Genomic DNA, 19,250 nt, shown 5'->3' with positions numbered 1-19,250 from the left:
CTAGTCTCTTAAAGTCTTACCTGTTAGGGTTAAAAACACTCCCTCTAGGTTTGGCTTTTCAATATTTATGTTCATAATCTCTACACCTGTATTTAAAATATAATCAATTATTCTACTAAGATTTTTACTGTCTTTTTTAGATGTAATAGTAATCATGTTTCCATCTACTTCACAATCTATAACCCCGATAATGCTTCTAATGTTATCTACTAATGTAAAATTCATAGACGATAGCTCTAATGATACTCTGTCTTCTGTTGATATTAATGCCTTTAATTCATCCTTATTTCCCTGGGCAATTACCTTTCCTTTATCCATTATGGCAATATTGGTACAAAGCTCCTCCACCTCCTCCATATAATGAGAAGTATAGATTATTGTAGAACCATTATTATTTAGCTTCTTTATAGATTCAAGTATATGATTTCTTGATTGTGGGTCTATTCCTACAGTAGGCTCATCCATTATGATTAGCCTTGGATGATGTGCAATGGCACAGGCAATATTTAACCTTCTTCTCATTCCTCCAGAAAGGTAATTTGCCATTACTTTTTTCTTGTCACTTAGTCCTGTAAATTCTAGAGCTTCTTCTACTCTATCCTTTAACAATTTATCCTTAAGCCCATATAGCTTTGCGAAGAATGAAGTATTTTCATATACTGTCAGGTCTGGATATACGGCTATGTCCTGTGGAACTATTCCTATTTCTTTCTTAATCTCACTACTGAATTTATTAATATTTTTATCAAATATTGATATTTCTCCTTTGTCTATTTTGATTAATCCCATTAGCGCATTGATTGTTGTAGTTTTACCTGCTCCATTTGGGCCTAGCAGACCAAATATTTCTCCCTCTTTAATAGATAAGCTTACATTATCTACTGCCAATTCGTCCTTGTACCTTTTTACTATATTTTTGATTTCAACTACCAATTGAGATCACTCCCTTATTTTTCTCTACACTAACATCATAGTACAAAAAATATTGAAATAATAATGACTTAAATAATAAAACCATATGACAAATGTCATATGGTTATTTAATAAACAGACTATTTTACTGTTATATATAAGCTTATATTTCTATGACGTTACCTAGATTCAATACTTCTGATTAACTCATCAATATTGGAATATGACGCATTTAAAGCTTTAGCCTTCTGAAGCTCCTCTCTTGATAGTTCAAGCTGCCCCATATCATAATAAACAATCCCTAAAAGGTAATGACCATCCTTTGGAGATAATTTTACCAATGCCTTTCCATGTTCTACCGCCTTATTATAATTACCTATTACTGCCTCTGCTTTTGTAGTCATCCATAGTACCTCTATATTGATGTTCTTGTCTGTAGGCTTTTGCTCCAAAATCTCTTCACCAATATTGGCAGCTTCATTCCAGTTCTGATTTGCATCATGCCTATATAATTCATCTAGCTTCACAAGTGCAATGTTATTTCCACAGTTAAAACCATATATTAATCCTGAAACTCCTATAGCTAAGAATAATATAATGTATATCACTTTATTCATATACCATTTGCCTTTAATAGGAGCTTTAACTATTCCTGAAGCAAAGAAGCCACCAATTAAACCTCCTATATGTCCAAAATTATCTATACCTGTATTTAAAAATCCATAACCTAGATTTATGGCTATTGTTGTAAAAATGCTGCGGCCAAAATAGGCTCTAAAAAATTTAGGATGCTCAACTCCAAGATATAGAAGAGCCCCTAACAGTCCAAATATAGCTCCTGAAGCCCCTACAGCAGGATTTATTGAAAACATAAAGCTTAAAATATTTCCCATAATCCCAGCGACTAGATAGATAAGTAAAAACTTAGCATGACCATAGATTCTCTCAACTATTTGACCAACTGCGTTTAAGGAATAGCAGTTAACAAGTAAATGTGTGATGTCAGCATGTAAGAATATTGGTGTTATAAATCTCCAATATTGACCTCTCAAAATGTTAATGTTAATTTTTGCTCCAAACACACCTATTAGCTCATTATAGCTCTTACCAGTTTTAAAAGAAATTAAATTCAAAATTGCCCACATAGCTATATTGATAGCGATTAAAATATATGTGATTGTTGGCCTCTGTACTCTTAATGCTGCCACTCTTCTTCTTTCTTGATTAAATGCTTCTTCATTAATATTCTGATTGTCGTAATTAACTCCATTGTTCTCATGGAAATTTACATTATTCTCATTCATGAGCAAAAAATCCTTTCTAATATTTACAATGAATCTACTCACATAATTTCCTTTATACTAACATATTGTATTGTTATTTTGCAAATATTTCAACACATTTAGTATATGTTCAATCCTAGCACTTTTTTTCATTAGAGAGAAAGATTATAATAATAAAACCTTACATCCTAATCTTCTTAAGATTTTTCAACAAAATTAATGTTTTTAATTTTAAGTTTAATATATTTAAAGTATATATTAATATTTTTTATAAAATATATTGACATTTTTAAAATATCAATTACAATATTAGGTAGAATAAAAAGACATAAATTGTTCCTAAGGAGGATTGAAATGAAGGATCTGCTGCTAAAAAGAAAAAGTAAATTTATTTTATATGTTGTAGCTTGCTTCCTACCAGTAGTTGACACATTGTTAAGAAATGTTTCATCAGCGTTATTAATTGGAAGCATAGAAGCAAAAGATCTTAATTACTTTATTAAAGCTTTTGCACTTTCAATATTCTTCACTATTTTTGGTGTTCTTCTTTATGTTATATCTAGATTCATGAGAATCAGCTACATGAGAGATACCATTTTAGACGTTAGAATAAATGCATTTGATAGGATTCTAAAATACTCCTATAAGAATTTTAGTAAAAAGTCTAAGGATGTATACATATCAAATCTTATAAATGATATCAATGTTTTTGAACAAAACTTCTTCTTGAAATTGATAAACACAATCTTCCAAGGTGGATGGTATATTGTATCATTGATAATACTATTCTTTTTGGATTTTAAATTTGCATTAGTGATTTTCACAATATCTGTCATAATGTTTTTCATAAGCAAGTCTTTCGAAAATAAAACTGTAAAACTACAGGAAGAGGTTTCAGAAAACAATGAAAACTTTACTACTAATATTTCCAATACCTTTAATGGAGTTGAAATATTAAAGCTAAATAATATTGAAGATAAATTCCTATATAATACCTTGAAATCCATTGATAAGGTCGAGAGAAAAAAACTTCATTATACAGTTTTTACTGAGAGCCAAAGGAGTTTAACAAACTTCCTTGGATTTGGAATATTTGTTGGTATAATCATCTACTCAATTAATTTAGTTCTTCAGGGAACATCCTTTACAAAAATTACATTAATGATACAATTATCAAACGGATGTATATGGCCTATAGTTCAGATTCTTCCTTGGTTTAATGAGTTAAAGGCATCTGCAAAAATATACGAAAAGATTACTAAGGATGATGAAGAAAAAAATTCTGATATTGTGAAGGAAAAAGGATTTGATTTTAACTCTAAATTAGAAGTAAATGATTTAAAATTCAGCTATGATAACAAGGACATTTTTAAAGGTACATCCTTTGTCATTGAAAAAGGAAAAAAATATTTGCTTAAGGGTGCCAGCGGTGCTGGAAAGTCAACATTGATTAGCCTTCTTTCAATGGTTAACGATGATTATGATGGAACAATAACCTTAGATGGTGTGGATTATAGAGAAATAAATGAAAAAAGCTTCAACGATAACATATCCTTTGTTTATCAGGACGTATTTTTATTTGAGGATACGATTTTCAATAACATTGCCTTATTTAAGGATATATCAGAAGAAAGAGTATTAGAAGCTGCAAAGGATGCAGGCTTAGAAGAATTCCTAGAGGAACGAAAACTAGGTCTACAGGAGAAGTTAATGGAGAACGGCAAGAATCTCTCTGGTGGCCAAAGGCAGAGAATATCTATAGCAAGAGCAATAGCAAAAAATGCTAATATTCTGTTTGTAGATGAGGCAACATCTAGCCTAAATGAAGAATTAGGCAGAGCTGTAGAAAATACCTTATTATCCTTAGACAGTACAGTTATTGCCATCTCTCATAGATATTATGAAGGTATAAGTGAAAAATATGATTATGTCCTTGAAGTGAAAAATGGTCTAGTATATCAACATAATAGCCAAGATTATTTCAACATGGAGGTGCTAGCTATATGAAAAAGTCAATATTTAAAGCAATTCCATATCTTATATTAGTTGCTATCATTGCCTCAGTATGTGCCATTTTAGAAGGAGCTATGTCAATCTCTATGATGAAGACTATTGATATAGGAGTTTCTGGCAATAGGGCTGCATTTAGAACAGAGGCAACAAGACTTATAATACTTGCATTATCCATACTGCCTGCAAGTATTCTGCTATCCTTTGGAAAAGGTCTTTTAAAAAGAAAAGCTATAGTATCAGCAAAGATTAATTTTGTCAGTAGAGTATTTAAGAAAAATATCAATGAATTTCAAAGAGATAATAATTCAAAATATGTATCGGCTTTAACAAATGATGTAAATACTATTGAAACTAATTATATTGATGGAATATATGAGGTCATAATTGGAGTTATATATTTTATAGTCAGTGTTGCTGTTATCGCATATGTTAGTCCAATTGCATTAGGAATTGGTACAGGTATAGGAGTTATCAGTACACTACTATCAATTTTGATAGGCAAGCCAATGCAAAAACATCATACTCAAAGAAGTGAGCTTTATGAAGGCTATACCTCTTATATTAAGGAAGTTTTAAGCGCTTTTCATATAATAAAATCTAATAATTTAAATGAAAAAGTAAAAAACGACTTTTATAACAGAAGTCATGCTATCCAAGAAAAAGGATATATCATCGATAAAATATATACTTACATAAGTGCCCTACAAAATCTCAATATGATGCTGGCTCTTTTTGCTTTACTTGGTATAACAGCATATATGGCTATAAAGGGTAGCCTCACTTTAGGTGGAGTTATATTGATCATAAATAATATGGAAAGAATCATAGTACCTATAATGAGATTTGGAGAATGGATGCCTAAAATATTTGCAACTAAGAAGTTGTTTGAAAAAATTGAAGACATTCTTACAAATCAAGATAATTATGAAGAAACTATTGCTTTAAATAATTTTAAGAGCTCCATTGAATTTAATAATGTTACCTTTGGATACGAGGACGAAGACATACTTAAAAATATTAATCTGTCCTTAAAAAAAGGTGAGAAATACTTGATTATAGGTCCAAGTGGCGGAGGAAAATCTACATTATTAAAGCTATTAAGAAAATATTTTTCACCTAAGGATGGGGAAATATTAATAGACAATAAAACCCTTAAGGATATTACAAAAACCAGTTACTTCAAGCATATATCTAATATAGAGCAACAAGTTTTCTTGTTTGAGGATACACTTAAAAATAATATTACACTGTATAAGGATTTTTCAGAAGAGGAAATAAATATTGCTATTGAAAGAGCTGGATTAAAAAGCTTTGTTCAGGCATTACCTCAGGGGCTAGACACCATGATTTATGATAATGGAAAAAATATCTCAGGTGGAGAAAAGAGTAGAGTTGCCATAGCTAGGGGACTTTTGCAAAAAGCAGATATTATTTTTCTAGATGAAGCCTTCGCAAGCTTAGACTCTAAAATAGCTAAGGAAATAGAAAATACCATCTTAAATTTAGAAGGTATAACAGTCATAAATGTAAGTCATGTGATATTTGAAGAAACAAAGAAAAAATACGATAATGTATTCGTTGTAAGAAATAAAGGGGTTTTTTCGTTATAATATGATATTTAAATCATTGAATACCTTTATAGGCTTTGGGTATATTATTATAAAATATACCAACTTGGAGGAATACATATGCAAATATCTGCAAGAAATCAACTAAATGCTAAGATTACCAATCTAAAGAAAGGACCAGTTTCAACAGAAGTGACTTTAGACGTCAATGGTCAAACTATGGTGAGTGTCATAACTACAGGTTCTGCAGATTCACTTAACTTAAATGTAGGTGATAATGTTATAGCTTTGGTCAAAGCTACTTCAGTTATGATTATGAAATAATAGCAATACTAGAACAGGGAGTTTATGGAGATACCTAACTCCTTGTTTTTTTACTGATAAAGCATTGCTTCGTTACCCTGCTTCATTTATTTCGCTTTATTTGATATAATGGATATACTAAATAAAGGTGAAGCAAGGATGATAAAAATGAAGATAATTATAGATTCTGATGGTTGTCCTGTTGTGGATTTAACTATTAAAATAGCCAAAGAATATAAGATAGGAGTTACTGTAGTAAAAAATTATGCACATGAAATCTACGATGATTATGCTACAATAGTTACAGTTGATCTTGCTCCAGATAGTGCTGACTACTATATAGTAAACATTACTGAAAAAAATGATATTATTGTGACTCAAGATTATGGTCTTGCTGCCATGGTTCTATCAAAGCTCGGTATATGCATCAATCAAAATGGACTTATCATATCTAAGGATAATATAGATGAACTTTTAAGAAGGAGACATATTAACAGCGAACTACGTAGAAAACATAAATATTATACGAAATCTAAAAAAAGAGAGCCTGATAACAATATTGAATTTGAAAGAAACTTGAGAGCTTTGATTGAAAAGGCTATAGAATGAGGATTTCCAGCTTATACTAACGGCTACTTCTCTATCGAATTTATTGAATATGACATGTATTGCATAAATAGCCTTTTTTAGTTCTACATCACACTACATAAGAAAAAATGTGGATTTAAAGAAGAAGGTCGAATAAGAGAAAACTTCTTTGTAGATGGAAAATATACTGATACCTTGTTTATGGGAATTTAAAAAAGTGAATGGATACAAGGATAAACCAACGACCGGTAATATAAAAAAATAATGCTTTACTCAAATTAACAAGCTATTTAATTATACGTATAATTAAATAGCTTGCCTTTAATTTTATTAGAACTATACATTTTCACATTTAAAAATAATTTAACAGCAATTTCAAATATAAAAGCCTTATTTATTCTTAAATTGAATCAGAGCCTTTGTTAGCTGGTCTGCACAAGAAGTATCTCTAGGGCCACAATTTACTCCAGATAATAGCTCTATTACTTTATCTACTTCCATTCCTTCAACAAGTATTGAAATAGCTTTTAAATTTCCATTACATCCTCCTGTAAAAGCAACATTTTTTAAAATATTGTTTTCTACTTCAAATCTTATGTTTTTTGAACAAACTCCTGTAGTTAAATATTCGTACATTTTCAACCTCCTAGTCATTATAAAATTATGTCATATAGTATTATACTATAAAAATTCTTATAAAAACATAGACGGTTTAAAAATACGCAAATGCTTTATTTTTAAAAATACATTTATCTTGCAGATTTACAGTTTATCTTGCAATATCTTATGATACAACTAAAAATTCATTATAATTCCTCTTATGTATCCTTCCTTATCAATAATTCCTCCTAAGACATCTCCACATTTCAAATCACTGAAATCAATATTCATAGCTTTGTCGTTTCTTTGAAAAATTATAATTGCTTCCTCTTTTACTGTCAATATAGGTGTTATATCTATGGTATTGTCATCTATATGCTGTTCTATTTCTATGGTTCTATTTTCATGATCTATTTTTGTTATTATTCCATATACAAATATTTCTCCATTCAAATAGTCACATTCTGGAAAATCCTTATATCTGTTTATTATAACACTGCTTGTATTATCATCCCATTTTACTTCACAGCCTAGACCTTCTGATACTGCTCTTATTGGAACAAAAGTTCTACTATTATATATAAATGGCTCTGTATCTGTCTCTATTTTTTTCCCATCTACCTCTATTTTAGTTCCATTTATTAGTACATCTATTCTTTTAAAATATCCTCCTGCAAAGGATGTAGCTGATAATAATATAATTATTCCAATCAATAGAATCATTAAACCCTTTTTCATAATAAAAAACCCCCTAATTTGTTATACTATAAGTTTTGACAAATTAGAGGAGTTTATTCAAATATTCTATTTTTCTAATACTTTTTTCAAGAAATGTCCAGTATAAGACTCTTTAACCTTGCATATTTCTTCTGGTGTTCCTTGAGCTATTATTGTACCACCCTTGTCCCCACCTTCTGGACCTAAATCAATTATATAATCTGAGGTTTTTATCACATCTAAATTGTGCTCTATGACTACTACAGCATTTCCAGCATCAACTAGCTTGTTTAACACTTTTATAAGCTTGTGTATATCTGCTATATGAAGTCCTGTTGTAGGTTCATCAAGTATATACAAGGTTTTACCTGTACTTCTCTTGCTAAGCTCTGTAGCTAGCTTAACTCTCTGTGCCTCTCCACCTGAAAGCTGTGTTGACGGCTGGCCAAGCTTTATATAGCCTAAGCCTACTTCATACATAGTCTCTATCTTCCTCTTTATACTTGGTATGCTGTCGAAAAAGTCCATAGCTTCCTCTACAGTCATATCTAATATATCTGATATGGTTTTTCCTTTATATTTTACCTGTAAAGTTTCTCTATTATATCTCTTGCCTTTACATACCTCACACGGAACATATACATCTGGAAGGAAATGCATCTCTATTTTTAGTATACCATCTCCCTTGCAGGCTTCACATCTTCCTCCCTTTACGTTAAAGCTAAATCTTCCTTTACTATAACCTCTGGTCTTAGCCTCTGGAGTCATGGCAAATATATCCCTAATTTGATCAAAAACTCCTGTATAAGTTGCAGGGTTCGACCTTGGAGTCCTTCCTATAGGCGATTGGTCAATGTCAATAATCTTGTCTATATGTTGAGTTCCAAGAATTGCCTTGTGTTTTCCAGGTCTGTTTTTAGAATTGTGCAACTCCTGTGCTAAGCTTTTGTATAGTATTTCGTTAACTAAAGTACTTTTACCAGAGCCTGACACTCCGGTTATAGAAGTAAATACTCCTAAAGGAATCTTTACATCTATATTCTTTAAATTGTTTTCTGCTGCACCTATTATTTCAACCCATTTTCCATTTGGCTTTCTTCTCTTCTTAGGAATTTCTATTTTCTTTTTACCGCTTAAATATTGTCCAGTAATAGATTCTTCACAATTTTTAATATCATCAAGAGTTCCCTCTGCTATTACATATCCACCATGAACGCCTGCACCTGGTCCTATATCTACTATATGGTCAGCACAATACATAGTATCTTCGTCATGCTCTACTACTATCAATGTATTCCCTAAATCTGTAAGATTTCGAAGGGTTTTTAATAGCCTATCATTATCTCTTTGATGCAATCCAATACTAGGCTCATCTAGTACATAAAGAACTCCAACTAGACTTGAACCAATTTGAGTTGCCAGTCTAATTCTCTGTGATTCTCCACCAGAAAGAGTTCCTGCATTTCTTGATAATGTAAGATAGTCTAACCCCACATCCACAAGAAACCTTAGCCTTTCTCTTATTTCCTTTAATACTTGATGAGCAATCTTTTCTTGCATTTCAGTAAGCTTTAGATCATTAATAAATTCTATTGCTTGTCTAACTGACATATTAGTATATTCAGAGATGTTAAGTCCTCCAACTGTTACTGCAAGAGCCTCTGGTTTTAGTCTAGCTCCACCACAGTCAGGACATGGAATAATACTCATAAAGCCTTCTATTTTATCTCTCATATAATCAGAGTTTGTTTCTCCATATCTTCTCTCTAGATTAGGAATTACTCCTTCAAAGGGTGCCTTATAGGTTCTCCATCCACCAAATCTGCTATCAAATTCAAACTCTACTTCTCTTCCATCCGTTCCATAAAGTATATCATCTATTAGTCCCTTAGGAGCATCTCCAATAGGGGCATCTAGACTAAATCCATGATAGTCCGCTATAGCCTTGAACATTTTAAAGTAATATGTGTCATCAGATGTATTAGAATAAGGTGCTATAGCTCCTTGGTTAATCGATATATTTTTATTAGGAATAATTAGTTCAGGGTCTATTTTCATATAACTTCCTAAGCCATTACAGGTTGGACACATTCCAAAAGGACTGTTAAATGAAAATACTCTTGGTGCTAATTCGTCTATTCCTATTCCACAGTCTGGACATGAAAGCTTTTGACTAAAAAGCAACTCTTCTTTCTCCATTACATCTACTATTACAAGTCCGTCGGAAAGCTTTAGGGCAGTCTCAAGAGAATCTGTCAGTCTCTGCTCTATTCCTTCCTTCACTATTATTCTATCTACTATTACCTCTATGGAATGCTTTTTATTTTTCTCTAGTTTTATGTCATCGGTTATTTCCATCACTTCTCCATCTACTCTAACCCTGACAAAGCCTTCCTTTCTTATTCCTTCCAGTACTTTTTGATGCTCTCCCTTACGTCCTCTGACAATTGGCGAAAGTAGTTGAATCTTGGTTTTCTCCTCAAGGGATAATATTTGATCTACCATTTGGTCAATAGTTTGGGAAGAAATCTCCTTTCCACATTTATAGCAATGTGGTGTACCTACCCTAGCATATAAAAGTCTTAAATAGTCATAAATCTCTGTTACCGTTCCAACTGTAGATCTTGGATTTTTGCTCGTTGTCTTTTGATCTATTGATATAGCAGGTGATAACCCTTCTATATATTCTACATCTGGCTTTTCCATTTGCCCTAAAAACTGCCTAGCATAAGCAGAAAGGCTTTCTACATATCTTCGTTGTCCTTCTGCGTATATGGTGTCAAATGCAAGAGAGGATTTCCCAGAACCACTTAGTCCTGTTAGTACAATGAATTTATTTCTTGGGAGTTCTATACTGATATTCTTTAGATTATGTTCTTTGGCTCCTCTTATTATTATTTTGTCCTTTAACATGTTTGCACCTCGTCTTTTATCTGAGTATTTATATTTTCTTTTTCAACTCGCTGATTTTATCTCTTAATTCTGCAGCTCTCTCAAACTGTAGATTTTCGGCAGCCTCAAACATTTCAATTTCAAGGTTTTTCATAAGAGCCGTTAGTTCATCTCTGTTCATTTCTTTTTCACTATCATATCCATATCTTTCATGGTCTTCTGCAACCTTTGTAGCCTCTATAACATCTCTAATTCCTTTTTTAATTGTTTGAGGAATAATATTGTGTTCTTTGTTATGTCCAATTTGTAAATATCTTCTTCTATTAGTTTCGTCAATAGCCTTTCTCATTGAGTTTGTAATGCTGTCCGCATACATTATAACCTTACCCTCTGAATTTCTAGCTGCTCTTCCGATTGTCTGTACCATTGATGTTTCAGATCTTAAAAATCCTTCTTTATCTGCATCTAATATGGCAACTAAAGAAACTTCGGGTAAATCTAGACCTTCTCTTAACAGGTTAATTCCTACTAAAACATCGAATTTACCTACTCTAAGATCTCTTATTATTTCCATTCTTTCAATCGTCTTAATATCTGAATGCAAATAAGTAACCTTTATTCCTATTTCTTTAAAATAATTGGTCAAATCCTCTGACATCTTTTTAGTTAAAGTAGTTACTAAAACTCTTTCATTTTTAGCTGCTCTACTATTTATCTCTTTAACTAGATTATCTATCTGATTCTTTGTGGACCTAACTTCAACTTCTGGATCTAGCAGTCCTGTAGGTCTGATAATTTGCTCCACAATCTGTTGAGAATGCTCCAGCTCATAAGGTCCGGGAGTAGCACTTACATATACAGCCTGATTTATATGCTTCTCAAATTCATCAAATTGAAGAGGTCTATTATCTAGTGCAGATGGAAGCCTAAATCCATAATCCACCAATGTAGTCTTTCTAGACTTATCTCCTGCATACATTCCTCTAATCTGAGGAATGGTTACATGAGATTCATCAATGAATATAAGGAAATCATCTGGAAAATAGTCTAATAATGTATATGGTTTGCTTCCAGGCGGCCTAGCACTAATATGTCTTGAATAGTTTTCTATTCCCTGGCAGAATCCCATTTCTCTTAGCATTTCGATGTCATACATTGTCCTTTGCTTTAATCTTTGAGCTTCAAGAAGCTTATCCTCCATTGCCAATTCCTTTAGTCTCTCTTCTAGCTCTTCTTCAATGCTTTTTATTGCCCTTTCAATTTTCTCAGGACTTGTAGCGTAGTGAGAGGCAGGAAATATGGAGATATGGCTTCTTGTCCCAATGATTTCTCCTGTTAGGGCATTAACTTCAGTTAATCTTTCTACTTCGTCTCCAAACAATTCAACTCTAATAGCATTTTCATTTGAAGATGCAGGGAATATCTCTACTACATCTCCTCTAACCCTAAAGGTTCCCCTTACAAAGTTAATATCATTTCTTTCATACTGTATATCCACAAGCTTTCTTATTATCTCATCTCTATCCTTTATCATGCCTGGTCTTAATGACAAAACCAGATTTTCATAATCAATAGGGTCTCCTAATCCGTATATACAGGATACACTGGCTACTATTATTACATCTCTTCTTTCAAATAAAGCAGCAGTAGCAGAGTGCCTTAGTTTATCTATTTCATCATTTATCGATGCATCTTTTTCAATATATGTGTCAGTATGGGGTACATAAGCTTCAGGTTGGTAATAATCATAATAGCTCACAAAATATTCTACAGCATTATCAGGAAAAAACTCCTTGAATTCACTTGTAAGCTGGGCTGCTAATGTTTTATTGTGGGCTATTACAAGAGTTGGTTTTTGAGTTTTTTCAATAATATTTGCCATAGTGAAGGTTTTTCCAGATCCTGTTACACCTAGAAGTGTTTGATGCATAAGGTTGCTGTTTATTCCATAAACTAACTTTTCAATGGCTTTTGGCTGATCGCCAGTAGGTTTAAATTCAGATTTTATTTTAAATTTATTCACAATATCACCTCAATTAGTGATAATAATAATATATATCACAAAAAATATTTACAAGATAGTATGTCTTGGAACATTTGTTCGTTTTAATTATATATTTTGTCTCTATATAAGTCAATATACGAAAAAAATATTGTGTATTTAAAAAGATTTTTATTTATTTAGGCAGGTTATTCAATTTTAGTGTGGAATATATAATTGTAGTGCTGGGAGGGAATTTTCAATGAAGAAGCAGATATTATATTTATCAATGGTATTAGCGTTGACAGCTTGCACAGCTAAGAATGATGTATCATCAACTGACTCAAGCATTTCTACTGCTGTTGAAACAAATATTGACTATAAGGTAGATAAAACTATTTTATCAAAGGGTTTTCAATCTATTATGCCAAATGTAGAGGTTCTTGGAAAAGAACGAGGTAGATTTTTCTTGGTAAATTTAGGAGTCGTAGAATGCTCAATGGCTAGCATTGATAGCATATCCAGAGTGAATAATGAAATAAATATATTCACATCAATAAAAAGGGATTGGGGAAAAACAGATATAGTAGTTCCACAGTTTACACTTGAAATTATGGATATAGAGGATTCAGACTTAAATGATTTAAAATTTAATATAGTGCCTACTAATTATACTCCTATTGAGTTGAAATTTGACAAGTCACAAGTTCTTAATAAGATATTTACTCAATTAAAATACACTAACAATACTATGCCAAGTGTAAGCCTTATTAAAGAAAATGACAAATACATATGGAATATAAAACTAAATAATACTTTTGTAAAGGACAATCCAAGCAGTCCTATATATATGCTTAAAGCAAAGGTAGACTCAAATAACGGTGAACTCATTGAAGCAAAGCCAATCCTATTATCAGACACAATAGATAAAGGAAAAATATTAGATTTTGCTAAGGATAATCTAATAGCCTATGTTCAGAAAGAATCTGTAGAAAATTCTGATACAGAAAATATCTGGCTATATGATATCAATAGTTTAGAAAAACAAAAAGTATATTCTACGCATAATTATGTCTATTCAGCTAAGTTTAGTCCTGATTTTAAAAAGCTAGCAGTTATCGAACATAATGGTAAGCTTTCGGATCTGTATATTGTAGACTTAGACAGCAAACTAATACAAAAGATTACTCCAATGGATTATAAGCACACTTGGAATATTGAATGGAAGGATAATAATCTACTTTATGGAGTAAATAATGACGAGGATAACAAATCATCACTAATATTATTTGATATAGAAAAAAATGAACAAGAGGTTCTTTTTAACGTAGGAGTAAATGTTACCAGCTTTGATGCTTATGATGATATATTTGCGTTTGTTGAAAAAAATGATAATAAAGATGTGTCAAATATCTACATAAAAGAAAATAAAAAAAGATTGAAGAAAATAGATTATGGATTTAGTTGTGAGTTTATCAGTGAAGATGAATTAGTGTATACTAAAAATCCAGAAAAAGAAGATAAATTTGAATTATATATGTATGATTTAAAAGAACATGACGAAAGGTTAATTGTTGACTTAGATGTAAGAAAGTTCGTTGTTATTGATGAGGGAAATATTTTGATAATTAGTAAAAACAACTCATCTACTGATTATTCTGCATACCTACATAATCTAAAGGATAATGAATCTACTCTATTAGGTCAGGTTTTAGATAAAAATATATTTTATAGTCCCAGCTTAAACACAGCATTTTTCAATGTCGTTCCATCTGCTGAAAATTCTGATTCAAACTTTATATATGGGATTAACTTTGATAGGCTCATAGAATACGAAAAGGATAGCTAAGCTATCCTTTTTTTATATTCTACTGTTATATTGCTTATACTTTCTTCGAGGACTTATTTCTACGGTAAAAGTTCATATATCCTAACTTTCTAGAATGACATACATGCTATTATTTTATTTTATCCTCTATTATCTCAATTGCCTTTTGAAGCTGTGTATCCTGCTTAAGATTTTCTACTCCTATCACTTCAACATTTTCTGGTATCTCAACTACAAAATCAGGTGTTATTCCTATGCCTTGAATGTTTCGTCCATTAGGAGTAAAGTATTCTGATACGGTTATTTTAAAGCCTGAACCATCAGAAAGTTCTTTTATCCTTTGAACTATTCCCTTTCCAAATGTAGTCGTCCCTACTATAGTACCTACCTTTGTATCTTGAATTGCTCCTGATAGTACTTCGGATGCACTTGCACTGCCTTCATTTACTATAACAGCCAATGGAAGTCCCAGCATTTTTTTATCTGATTTTAGATATTCTCTCTCTTTTTTCTTTGTTTCTGTATATACTATAGTTCCCTCTCCCATAAGCTCATCTGCTATTTTAGCAGAAACATCTAAAAGCCCACCTGGATTATTTCTTAAATCTATTATTAAACCTTTAATGCCCTTATTTTTCAATGCCTTTAAATTAGCAGCAAAGTCTTTATGAGTTAATTCGTCAAATGAAGTTATCCTTATATATCCAATATCATTTTCTAGCATGCTAGCTTTTATAGTTTTTACTCTAATTTCTTCTCTTGTAATAATTTTATCAAAAATTTCAGGTTTACCATCTATATCTCTTCTGATAGTTATTGTAATATTTGTACCGGGCTCACCCTTCATAAGCTTAACGGCTTCATCCATTTTATCTGCTGTAAATTCCTTGCCATTTACTTTTATTATCTTATCTCCAGGCTTTATACCTGCTCTTTCCCCAGGTGTATCCTCTATGGGGGATACTACAGTTATTAGATTATCCTCTCCTGGAGCCACATATATTCCGATGCCTCCAAATACTCCCATAGTATGCTCCATAAAGCTCTTAAACTCGTCCTTTGACATATATACTGAATAAGGGTCTTCCACGGAAGCAAAAAGTCCTTTTAACTGTCCTTCCAATAAAGTACTTTCATCTACATCTTTTAAATAATATTCCTTTATAAAATCTTCTAAAAGCATGTTTTTTGAATACTTTCTATAAACACTAACAAGGTCATTATATTCACTCTTCGTAATAATTACTTTTTCTTTGATGGGAATCTGCACCATATTGCTAATTACAAATGTAGACATACTAGTTATTAAAATCAGCAAAATTGCACCTATAGCTGCCTTCCTTTTAGAAATCATATTGTCACCTCTATAAACATTATGTTATCTATTTTATTAAATTCATGTAAACATTATACCATTATGCACTTAACTTATCAAAATATACTTTAAAATCCTTCGCAACATTTATTTCTGTCCAAAAACATTAATTAGAGTGCCATTAAATTCTGCTCGTAAGACATTGATCAGAAATAAATTTGGAAAATTTTACTACAGATTCTTAAAAAAAAAGGGCATTTACTGCCCTTATTTCCCTTTTACATATGGTATTGGATCTACATAAGTTCCATTTATTCTTACTTCAAAATGTAAATGTGGTCCAGTTGACATGCCTGTGCTTCCTACCTTGGATATAGTATCTCCTTTTTTTACTTTATCCCCTACTTTTACTAAAAGAGAAGAGTTATGTGCATACAAAGTTGCCTTTTTACCACCGTGGTCTATAATTACACACTTTCCATAGCTACCCAATGTACCAGCAAACTGTATTGTTCCACCATTAGCAGCTTTTACAGGTGTGCCTGTAGAAGCTTTAATATCTATACCTGTATGGAATTTGTTCGTCTTTAATATCGGATGTATCCTATACCCAAAATATGAGTTGATTATAGTATTACCTGGTACAGGCCACATCATCTCGCCACCTACATATTCGGCGCTGCTTTGACTTTTCTTGATTTTTTCATCTAGCGCTTTTGCTTCAGCAAGGAATTTATCCTCTGCCTGCTCTAAAGATTTATGCTCTTTTACTAAATCTTTCATCAGATCTTCTTTTGCCCTAGTAGCTATTTGAAGATCCTTTTTCTTAACCTCCATATTTCTCTTAGCTATTTCTACAGAACTTTGCTGTGCTTCAAGAGCAACTTTATTCTGCTCGATAGTGTCTCTTTGGTCCTTAATATACTTAAGCATATCCACGTCATGATTAGTTATGCTTTTTATCATATCTATTCTAGTCATAAAGTCTCTAATGTTTTTGGCACCAAGGAGAACTTCAAGATAACCTACAGTTCCATTTTTATACATTACTCTCAGTCTAGAGTTTAATGTATCTTTTTTCTCTGCTAAATTATTTTCTGCCTCTTTTAGGTTATTTTTTGTGGTTTCGATTTTGTCATTTAAATCTTTTAATTGCTTATTTATTTCCTCAAGCTCACTATTAGTCTGGTCTACCTGTTTGTCTAACCTAGCTATCTCTTTATTAGTATAATCCATTTTCTTTTTATTTTCTTTTTTTTCTGCTTCAATCTGTTTCAATTTGTTTTGAGTATTTTTATATTCTTTGTTAAGATTATCTAGGTTAGCATATGCTACCGTACTATTTACAAAAATAAATACGGCTAATAAAGTATACAAAATTCTCTTTTTCAAATACGTTACCCCCCTTTGCTATACATTTAAAAATCTTTTAAGTGAGATTATACTGCCTAATAGACCTATTCCCACACCTATGGCAATGAAAATAATAGCTATATCATTTATCATCACTTGTGGTGGTATCATATAAACAGTAAATAAAACATACAATCTTTCATTTAACGCATTAACTATATATTTGTATCCATAAAATGTGATTAATATGGATATTGTTGTACCTACTAGTCCAAGAAGCACTCCTTCTACCATAAAGGGTCCTCTGATAAATCCATTTGTAGCTCCAACATATTTCATGATACCTATTTCTCTTTTCCTTGCTGCAACGGTTATCTTTACTGTGTTAGATATAATAAACACAGATATAAACACTAAAATTCCAATGACTACTAACCCACCGATTCTAATAAAGTTAGCTACTGACATTATTTTCTCTACTATGTCTTTATAATACTTAATTTCTTCTATACCCTTAAGTCCATTTATTTTAAGATCATTTAACTGCTTAACAACTGGGTTAGCATACTCAATAGCTTCCAACTGAATAATATACGTGTCAGGTAAGGGGCTTTCTTCAAAGCCTTCTAATAAATATCCTTTATCTCCCCACTCTTCCTTCATTATTCCAAGAGCTTGTTCTTTTGATTGAAATATTACTGAGCTTACTCCATCACAATCATTGATAGCCTGTCCGACTTTTTCTATTTCTTCTGGTGTAAGGCCTTTCTCCAAGAATACCTGCACTTCATCAAACTGCTGTTTTGCTATGTTAGTGGCAGTATTTATATTTAAAATGAGTATCAGGATTATCCCTAATATAGTCAATGTAGCACCTACAGAGCCAATTGAAGCAACGCTCATGGTTCTGTTTCTCCACATTCCAATAAATCCTTGCTTGATTATATTAGTAAAGGTTCTAATCTTCATGGTAATACACACCCTTCTGCTCATCTCTAATTACTCTTCCTGCTTCCAATGCTATGACTCTTCTCTTCATCATATTAACTATTTCCTTGGCGTGTGTAGCCATGACTACAGTAGTTCCTCTCCTATTTATCTCCTTTATCAATTTCATTATTTCCCAAGCAGTATCTGGATCTAGATTTCCTGTAGGCTCGTCTGCAATAAGAACAGAAGGATTGTTAACTATTGCTCTGGCAATAGCCACTCTTTGGTGCTCTCCTCCTGAAAGTTGATTTGGGTAGTTGTGAGCCTTATCGCTAAGCCCTACCATACTGAGCATCATTGGTACCTGTCTCCGTATCTCCTTAGCAGATGCTCCTACTATTTCCATGGCAAAAGCTACATTTTCATAAACAGTTTTATTAGGTAAAAGTCTGAAATCTTGAAAAACTATCCCAAGATTCCTTCTAATATATGGTATCCTTCTATTTTTAACTTTCGTTATGTCCAATTTATTAAGAAAAATCTTTCCCTCCGTAGGCTCTATCTCCTTTAATAAAAGCTTCATCAAGGTAGATTTGCCTGCTCCACTGGAGCCAACTATAAAAACAAATTCTCCTTTTTCTATGCTTATATTTATATTTTCTAAAGCCTTAGAGCCGTTACCGTATTCTTTGCTAACATTTACGTATTTTATCAACCGTATCACTCCCGTCTATTCAGCCCTATTAATTTCATATTCGACACATTTTAAACAATTCCTCTATTTTATTTGGATTTTTTGTAGGCAATTTATACTATATTGATTAATTTGTATTTATTTTTTATATATTAGCATAATAAGCTATAATATGTGGTTTTTCCTTCATTTCCTGTCTACTTATGTATCCTATTAACTATTTTATAGTTTATTTCAGTACTATTTCTAGAGGTAAAACCTACCATGTTAATT

The 19,250-nt window shown here is 31.8% G+C and carries 15 protein-coding genes; 5 read left to right on the top strand and 10 right to left on the bottom strand.

Features of this window, described 5'->3' with window-relative positions; all coding sequences use genetic code 11:
* Both QO263_RS07195 and QO263_RS07190 read right to left on the bottom strand, forming a co-directional pair.
* On the bottom strand, positions 1–933 hold the full coding sequence (locus QO263_RS07195) for an ABC transporter ATP-binding protein (RefSeq protein ID WP_285628176.1): 933 nt from the start codon (positions 931–933) through the stop codon (positions 1–3).
* Positions 934–1,091: 158 nt separating this feature from the next.
* Entirely contained in the window at positions 1,092–2,258 is a 1,167-nt protein-coding gene (locus tag QO263_RS07190) for a rhomboid family intramembrane serine protease (RefSeq protein WP_285628172.1), read from the bottom strand.
* 291 nt (positions 2,259–2,549) lie between these two features.
* Between QO263_RS07190 and QO263_RS07185 the strand changes: the two genes are divergently transcribed.
* From QO263_RS07185 to QO263_RS07170, 4 genes are all read left to right on the top strand, one after another.
* Positions 2,550–4,202 carry an ABC transporter ATP-binding protein gene (locus tag QO263_RS07185; protein WP_285628168.1) on the top strand — a complete coding sequence of 551 codons (1,653 nt, stop codon included), beginning with the start codon at positions 2,550–2,552 and terminating at the stop codon, positions 4,200–4,202.
* Positions 4,199–5,818, top strand: a complete 1,620-nt coding sequence (locus tag QO263_RS07180; RefSeq protein ID WP_285628166.1) for an ABC transporter ATP-binding protein — start codon at positions 4,199–4,201, stop codon at positions 5,816–5,818. The genes QO263_RS07185 and QO263_RS07180 overlap by 4 nt, the downstream gene beginning before the upstream one ends.
* A 78-nt stretch (positions 5,819–5,896) precedes the next feature.
* Positions 5,897–6,100: a TOBE domain-containing protein gene (locus QO263_RS07175; RefSeq protein ID WP_285628163.1), complete on the top strand. Its 204-nt coding sequence runs from the start codon at positions 5,897–5,899 to the stop codon at positions 6,098–6,100.
* Between the two features lie 147 nt (positions 6,101–6,247).
* Positions 6,248–6,688 carry a YaiI/YqxD family protein gene (locus QO263_RS07170; RefSeq protein ID WP_285628160.1) on the top strand — a complete coding sequence of 147 codons (441 nt, stop codon included), beginning with the start codon at positions 6,248–6,250 and terminating at the stop codon, positions 6,686–6,688.
* Between the two features lie 369 nt (positions 6,689–7,057).
* On the opposite strand, the gene QO263_RS07165 is transcribed toward QO263_RS07170, so the two are convergent.
* From QO263_RS07165 to uvrB, 4 genes are all read right to left on the bottom strand, one after another.
* Entirely contained in the window at positions 7,058–7,303 is a 246-nt protein-coding gene (locus QO263_RS07165) for a TIGR03905 family TSCPD domain-containing protein (protein WP_285628157.1), read from the bottom strand.
* 159 nt (positions 7,304–7,462) lie between these two features.
* A complete protein-coding gene (locus QO263_RS07160) occupies positions 7,463–8,005 on the bottom strand; it encodes a copper amine oxidase N-terminal domain-containing protein (protein WP_285628154.1) in 543 nt (180 codons plus the stop codon).
* A gap of 66 nt (positions 8,006–8,071) precedes the next feature.
* Positions 8,072–10,897 carry an excinuclease ABC subunit UvrA gene (uvrA, locus tag QO263_RS07155; protein WP_285628152.1) on the bottom strand — a complete coding sequence of 942 codons (2,826 nt, stop codon included), beginning with the start codon at positions 10,895–10,897 and terminating at the stop codon, positions 8,072–8,074.
* A gap of 28 nt (positions 10,898–10,925) precedes the next feature.
* A complete protein-coding gene (gene uvrB / locus QO263_RS07150; RefSeq protein ID WP_285628150.1) occupies positions 10,926–12,899 on the bottom strand; it encodes an excinuclease ABC subunit UvrB in 1,974 nt (657 codons plus the stop codon).
* Positions 12,900–13,119: 220 nt separating this feature from the next.
* Between uvrB and QO263_RS07145 the strand changes: the two genes are divergently transcribed.
* Positions 13,120–14,706 carry a hypothetical protein gene (locus QO263_RS07145; RefSeq protein ID WP_285628148.1) on the top strand — a complete coding sequence of 529 codons (1,587 nt, stop codon included), beginning with the start codon at positions 13,120–13,122 and terminating at the stop codon, positions 14,704–14,706.
* Positions 14,707–14,815: 109 nt separating this feature from the next.
* Here the strand turns inward: QO263_RS07145 and QO263_RS07140 are convergent, their stop codons facing one another.
* The 4 genes from QO263_RS07140 to ftsE all read right to left on the bottom strand — a co-directional run bounded on the left by QO263_RS07140 (position 14,816) and on the right by ftsE (position 18,998).
* Entirely contained in the window at positions 14,816–16,039 is a 1,224-nt protein-coding gene (locus QO263_RS07140) for a S41 family peptidase (protein WP_285628146.1), read from the bottom strand.
* A gap of 228 nt (positions 16,040–16,267) precedes the next feature.
* Entirely contained in the window at positions 16,268–17,392 is a 1,125-nt protein-coding gene (locus tag QO263_RS07135) for a murein hydrolase activator EnvC family protein (protein ID WP_285628143.1), read from the bottom strand.
* Positions 17,393–17,410: 18 nt separating this feature from the next.
* On the bottom strand, positions 17,411–18,322 hold the full coding sequence (gene ftsX / locus QO263_RS07130) for a permease-like cell division protein FtsX (RefSeq protein WP_285628140.1): 912 nt from the start codon (positions 18,320–18,322) through the stop codon (positions 17,411–17,413).
* Positions 18,312–18,998, bottom strand: coding sequence for a cell division ATP-binding protein FtsE (gene ftsE, locus QO263_RS07125; RefSeq protein WP_285628138.1), 687 nt, complete (start codon positions 18,996–18,998; stop codon positions 18,312–18,314). Before ftsE ends, ftsX begins: the two co-directional genes overlap by 11 nt.
* Positions 18,999–19,250 lie beyond the last annotated feature (252 nt).

The organism is Proteiniborus sp. MB09-C3 (assembly GCF_030263895.1).
GTDB lineage: Bacteria > Bacillota > Clostridia > Tissierellales > Proteiniboraceae > Proteiniborus.
The sequence above is the reverse complement of the archived record's forward strand: the minus strand, read 5'-3'. Positions and strand labels throughout refer to the sequence as shown.